Below are 2667 nucleotides of genomic sequence, written 5' to 3' on the forward strand. Positions count from 1 at the left end.
TTCGACCAGGAAGTGATGGCGTATTTTAACATTTCTGGTCGAAAAGTGAGTTATTAATTAGAGATTTTTTATTAAATTTCAGAGTGTTAAGCTGTTTTTCAGGGACGACTAGTTAATACCCTGGTGTAATAAGAGGATTATGCTCCATAAGTGGGTGAGAACCAAATAAGTAATTCCCCCATTTTTATTTTAGTTGACTGTCCAATATTAATTGTGGGTTCATTGATTCGCAAAGCAATTGTAACCACTTTTTTAGCAACTTGGGAATTGCGCTTATTATATGAATTCGCGTGAAGTCTGGCTTTGAGCATGAGATAGTGACATAGAAAGCACCTTCGTAAACGAAATTAATTTTTTGTTTGGTCGAAACAAATGGTGCTTTTTTATACGTGAAATTCTGTGACCATTTGATCAGAATTGACAAAAAAACATGGGGTAAGTGTTTGATTTTATGCTCAGAGGCAGATCTGCACCCACTATACCGCTATTAACAGAATACTAAAGATAGGCAATTACACAAAATAACTTACTGTCTCTGTAGGGTAAAATTATGGCTGTCCCGTTTGGTGTTTCGTTTGGTGTTGTTAATCAGAATCACTTATAGATGTCGCTCTATTAATTAACTTTGATAACTCATCACTTAATTTAGAATCAGTAGCTTTACACCTTTCTACATATTCAAATGCTTTTACAATATATTGTTTATCTTTAGACATATTATAAAGTGCTATATGCAATTTAACTAACTGGTAAAAAGCCCTGCTAATTTTATTTTCACTTGCTAGTTCAAAGTACTTTATGGCAAGCTCAACATCTTCTTGATCCTCAAAGATATCTAAATATATTTTTCCGAGTTTATATGCAGCTTTATATTCTCCGAAATTAACAGCTTCTTTTAAAAAACGAATGGATTCAACTATATTATTTGAATCATTAAAAATTAACCCAAGAGCATAAGATGCTTTAGAATAATCCCCTATATCTCTTGCTCTGAACATTAACTCTTTTGCTTTTTCAATATTTTTTTCGACACCTCGACCGTAATAATAATTCATTCCCAAACTATAATAAGATAATGGTTCGGAGTTTTTTAATGCTTCAAATAAGTAACTATTAGCAATTATATACTTTTTTTCATCTGAATAAATAATACCTAATACAGCCTTAGCCAGGCTATTATTTTCAGAATATTTTAACAAAATCTCTTTTCCTTTATTTATATCTCTTTTTAACCTAATTAAAAGCCAAGCATAGTTAATTTTAGCTATCTCATGAGTTTCATTTTCAAGTATTTTTATACTTTTGTTATAAAGCTTCAAGTTTTCATACAACATACTCAAAGCAACTTTTGATTCCAGCAAATTAGAGTCTAATAAACTAATAAGTTCTTTATCTCTAATATCTACTTTCGTAGCTAAAACAAGAAAATAAAAAGTAAAGTAATCCTTATACTCGATATTTTTTACCTTATCAATGCTCAGTTTCAAACTTTTTTTGTCTATTTCTTTTATTAGATATTTTCTAAAAGCATTATTTGCGTCTATTATTGGACCTGTTAACACTTTATCCTCTCTTTCAAAAATACCAATGTATTCAACAGACATAACTTTCTCCAAGGGAGAAAGAAAAATTAACAAGCATAAAATAATATACTTCACTTCTTGACTCCTTTATTTTAGCGATTCTAAAACCTTCTTATAACTTTCAGTAAACCAATTTGTAATAGCTCTTTCTAGCGGATATTGTGACGAAACAGTAGTATGCACGTTTATAGCTGCGGCACCTTTAATATATCCGACATATCCACCAAACTCCCCCCCTCCTTTGACATATAATTGACCTTTTGAGTTTACCCCTAAAACTCCTTTTACATTTATTTGATCCGTACCAAGCTTTTTAGAAAGCTCTGCTTGAGTGTATACGGTTTTAAAGCCTGACAAATCAGTTACAGTGACAGAGTCAACTTTGAATGATAGTGCTTTTGAAGTGAGTTTGTCTAATTGAACTATATTATTTTTAACCTTATTTTCATACCAGTAATTCGTTGAGTTACTTCTGTTTTCCCTCCGTGCATCTTCACTTTAATTTCTTTATATGCTTCTAAAGTTACATCTGCATCAATATCTCCAGAAAAATCAATTTCATAAGCTTCTACTTTATTTAACTCTTCCTTTAATAATTTCTTACTAAATGCTGAATCATTTAATATTCGTGAAAAAGCACCTGTCACAGCACCATTAGAAAACTTTCCGCCAGTTAATTTAGAAATAGTTCCTCCCATCATCGCAGCAGCAAATGCATTTTTAATCCTATCTCCCCAACTATTAGCACCTATCTCAGGTAACCAACCCTGTTGACCTGCAAACTGTGTAAATCCAGCACTAAAGAAACCATGCCCAAATTTTCCCCCACTCAATTTCGAAGAAATTCCTCCAGCTAATCCATGTGAAACAACTTTACCAAATCCTTTTGGCATGAAGTGTAAAGAACCAAATAATCCACCAGTAAATGCTCCTGTTAAAGCGCCTTTTAGTGAACCTGTAGTTAGTCGCCCCTAAAAAAAAGCCTAACCTTCTGATATTTAACAAATAATCTCTAATCAAGAACCCCTTTTTCGACCAAAAATGTTAGAATAACTCTCAACTTTTTGGTCGAAATGAAAAAATC

General features: G+C 32.1%; 3 protein-coding genes. All 3 read right to left on the reverse strand.

What is annotated here, in order from left to right:
• Nucleotides 1-584 precede the first annotated feature (584 nt).
• The 3 genes from ABVT42_RS21925 to ABVT42_RS21935 all read right to left on the reverse strand — a co-directional run bounded on the left by ABVT42_RS21925 (nt 585) and on the right by ABVT42_RS21935 (nt 2476).
• Nucleotides 585-1604: a tetratricopeptide repeat protein gene (locus tag ABVT42_RS21925; RefSeq protein WP_353898097.1), complete on the reverse strand. Its 1020-nt coding sequence runs from the start codon at nt 1602-1604 to the stop codon at nt 585-587.
• Between the two features lie 66 nt (nt 1605-1670).
• The gene (locus ABVT42_RS21930) at nt 1671-1940 is read right to left on the reverse strand and encodes a hypothetical protein (protein WP_353898098.1); all 270 of its coding nucleotides are present in this window, start codon (nt 1938-1940) and stop codon (nt 1671-1673) included.
• Between the two features lie 65 nt (nt 1941-2005).
• Nucleotides 2006-2476: a type 1 periplasmic-binding domain-containing protein gene (locus ABVT42_RS21935; RefSeq protein ID WP_353898099.1), complete on the reverse strand. Its 471-nt coding sequence runs from the start codon at nt 2474-2476 to the stop codon at nt 2006-2008.
• Nucleotides 2477-2667 lie beyond the last annotated feature (191 nt).

Source organism: Aliikangiella maris (assembly GCF_040719265.1).
Classification (GTDB): Bacteria; Pseudomonadota; Gammaproteobacteria; order Enterobacterales; family Kangiellaceae; genus Aliikangiella; species Aliikangiella maris.